Here is a 3253-nt window from a genome sequence, read left to right as displayed (position 1 = left end):
GATGGCCTGCAACCCGCCGCTCAGCCGCGCGGGGTCGGGCGCGAGGTCGCCCACCGCGGCGACGACCGCCCCCGTCCCGCTGAGGTGGGCCTGCCAGGCCAGCGGGGCGAAGACCTCGAGGGCGCCGGGGTTGACCCGGGGGGCCAGCGCCTGCAGCACCTGCTGCTGGTACTCCGCCCCGTAGCGCCTGAGGCCGTGGTCGATGGCCCGGCGCACCACCTCGGCGGCATGGTCCTCGTTGAACCACAGCGGCTCGTCAGGGTAACCGGGGGTGCACCAGGAGAAGTCGATGAAGTCGAGCTCGAGGCAGAAAGGCGGGATGGCCATGATGGGCACGAACTCCACCGACAGCCCGTCGCAGAAGTCGGCGGCGGGCACCTGGGGCAGGGGGAGGTAGAGGTCGAGGCGGTGCAGCCCCGCGCTGGCGGGCGGCGTGGTGGGCAGGGGTGCGGGGAGGGCGGAGGGCAGGAAGGACCGGGCGGTCTCCAGCTGCACCGGCGGAAGGGAGACCTCGAGGCCCCCCAGGCTCAGGCCCAGGCTGCAGTAGGCCAGGCTCAGCGCGGGCTGGTTGAGCGCGGTCTGGACCCGCCAGAAGTAGCGCTCCTCGAAACGGGCCCAGGCCCGGCGCAGGTCACGGGCGACGGCCTGGGTGGCCTGCAGGGTGGAGTAGGGCAGCCACCACTCGTAGCGGCCGCAAGGGGATTGTCTGCCGGCACAGGCCTCGAGCAGGCTCTTGCGGGTCAGCGCCAGGTAGGGCCAGTGGCCCTGCGGGTTGAGCTCGAAGCGCTGGTCGGGGAAGGAGTAGAGGTAGTCGTCGGCGGAGAAGTCCTGGGCGCTCGCCGGGCTGACCAGCGCCAGCGCTAGCACCAGGGCCAGCACCAGGGGGCGCGGGCCGCCCCTGCGGCGTGCGGGCCTCCCGCCGCCTCCGGCGGCGTCCCGAAGGGGATCGTTTGCCCGGTGTACGGGCGTCAGCCCGCCCCGAAGGTGACTCGCAGACATGCCGCCGGACCCGACGGCATGCTCGTCTGCGTGGGGATCGTCCACGCTAACCCCCAGTGCTCAGAGCGGCGGCGTTGAGGGTGCGGCGCACGACGAAGGTGCGGGGGGACTCCCCCAGCTCCACCAGCGTCCACTCCAGCTCCAGCTCGCCGGGTGCGATGTCCTTGACCAGGATGCTCCCCGCCTGCACCGCCTTGGGCTCGAGGATCCCGCTGGCGGGCAGGCGGCTGACACTGAAGCTCTTCTCCCGCCCGGCCTGGCGGATCACCAGCCGCGCCACGTCGGCCGCCACCCGGCGGGTCGAGAGGTTCTCGAGGCTGTAGTTGATCACAAAAACCCCACCGCCCGCGAGGGTCTGGGCCCCGCTGACGCGGGCGAGGACCCATTCCTCCCGCGCCCCCATCCCGGCGGCCGGGGTGGGAACATCGGCCCGGTCGGCCGAAGGCTTCGCCCCTCCCCCGGGGGCCTCCTTCTGCCCCGCGGACCCGGCCCGCCCCTGGGGGTCGTTCCCACTCGGTGTACCGGCGTCAGCCGGTCCCGAAGGGGATCGTCCACCGCCTGTCTCGGGCGCGCCCGTGGGCAAGTAGCCCGCCAGGCGCGAGGCCTGGATGATGTAGGTGCGGTTGTACAGGCCGCCGCCGATCCGCACCGTGAACTGCTGCGGCCGCCCGCCGATGAGGAGCGTCAGCCCGCTGACGCCGCTGGTGGCGCTGGTGTTGAGCTGGATGACGTTCTTGGACAGGCGGGTGATGGTGACGAGCTCGGGGCGGCCCAGGGTGCCCAGCTCCACGTAGTCGTGGGCGGAGATGATGGTGTTGAAGCCCTGGACCACCTCGACGGTGGCGGGAACCCGCTCGATCTCATCCGAGTAAAGCACCTTGTAGCTCTGGGCCAGCCCCAGGCCCAGCAGGACGACTGTTGCGAGCCATCGTTTCATTGTTTTCTCCTGTCGAGTAAATTCATAGCGTTGATTATAGCCAGGGGTCCCCGGCCCCGGCGAGCGTGAATGAGAAGGGCGGGGCCTGCCCTGCTCGGGACTAGCGGGCGCGCTGCTCGCCCTCCAGCCGCAGGTAGACCCCCAGCACCCCGCTCGCCAGCACCCCCTCGCCGCCGAGGAAGCCGCCCTGCTGCAGGCGAGGGTCGTAGGTCAACGACAGCCGCCAGGGATCCCACGGCGCCCAGCGGCCCATGGCCAGGCTGCCCAGCACGAAGGCCACCCCCCGCGCGGGGGAGGACTCGGGGCGCTCGGCCCCCACGCTGCCGCGCGGGGCGAGGAACTGCCCCTGCAGGCGGGGGTTGTCCTCGTCGAGGTTGAGGCTGGCGTCGGCGTTGCCCTGCCCCAGCACGATGTCGCCCCCCAAGCTCAGCACCGCCAGGCGGTTGGTCGCGGCGAGGTCGTCGCAGCGCGAGGGCAGCAGGCGTTCGCCGCTGCGGCCGCCCACGAAGGCGCAGGGGCTACGCTCGTAGACCAGGCTGCTCACCACCCGCACGTCGCCGGTGGCCACCAGCTCCACCCCCACCCCCTCGGCCACCGCCCGGCCGAAGGGCCCGCCCTCCAGGCGCTCGACGGGCCCGTCGACCTGCACCCGCAGGCGCACCACCCCGCCCTCCACCGGCAGCGCGGCCTCGTCCACCCAGCCGCCGCCGACTTCGCGCTGGAGGCGGTCACCCGCGACCCGGAAGACGCTGCACCCCCAGCCGCCGCACAGCTCCAGGTGCTGCACCCCGTCCTGCGGCCACAGCCGCACCCGGCTGGCGTCGGTGGCGAGGCTGAGGCTGGGGCTCCAGCCTGCCAGGGCGAAGCGCCCCACCCCCAGCCCCGGCAGGCTGAGGTCCACCCCGTCGCCCCACACCGGGCAGTCCCCGCCCAGGCAGGGCCGGTCGGGGCTGGGCAGGAGCTGGGCCAGCCCCACGAAGCCCGCCCCCGCGAAGGCCATCCCCGGCGTGGGGGCCCCCACGCACTCCCCCGCCACCCCGAGCGCGGGGCAGCTGCCGCTGGTGAGCGGCCCGGCGAACCAGGGCCGGCCTTCGACCCCCACCAGCCCCGCCACGTGGACCCGGCCCTCCAGCGCCAGCGAGGAGCCGAGGAGGCCCAGGCGCCCGGAGTGGTCGTAGGCGTTGTCGAGGATCAGCGCGTAGCGGCTGGGCAGGGCCGCGCCCACGTCGAACTCGAAGGCCCCGCGGAGGTAGCGCTCGCGGAGGGTGGCGCCGGCCTGGCCGCGCACGCGGGCCACGAAGGGCAGCCGGTAGCGCT

The 3253-nt window shown here is 73.7% G+C and carries 2 protein-coding genes and 1 pseudogene; all 3 read right to left on the bottom strand.

The annotated features are described in order from the left end of the window. A pseudogene (locus MEICH_RS26625) lies at positions 1-867 on the bottom strand (hypothetical protein); the annotation flags it as partial. Positions 868-1045: 178 nt separating this feature from the next. Further along, a complete protein-coding gene (locus MEICH_RS27535; RefSeq protein ID WP_027894430.1) occupies positions 1046-1936 on the bottom strand; it encodes a hypothetical protein in 891 nt (296 codons plus the stop codon). A 100-nt stretch (positions 1937-2036) separates the two neighbouring features. Then, on the bottom strand, positions 2037-3253 hold a 1217-nt coding region (locus tag MEICH_RS26615), incomplete at its 5' end, for a DUF4900 domain-containing protein (protein ID WP_036220019.1).

Origin of the sequence: Calidithermus chliarophilus DSM 9957, from assembly GCF_000430045.1 — a bacterium.
In the GTDB taxonomy this organism is placed as follows: domain Bacteria; phylum Deinococcota; class Deinococci; order Deinococcales; family Thermaceae; genus Calidithermus; species Calidithermus chliarophilus.
The sequence above is the reverse complement of the archived record's forward strand: the minus strand, read 5'-3'. Positions and strand labels throughout refer to the sequence as shown.

Coding starts and splice junctions, on each gene's coding strand:
- MEICH_RS27535 (WP_027894430.1), bottom strand. CDS start 1,936: ATGAAACGATGGCTCGCAACAGTCGTCCTGCTGGGCCTGGGGCTGGCC.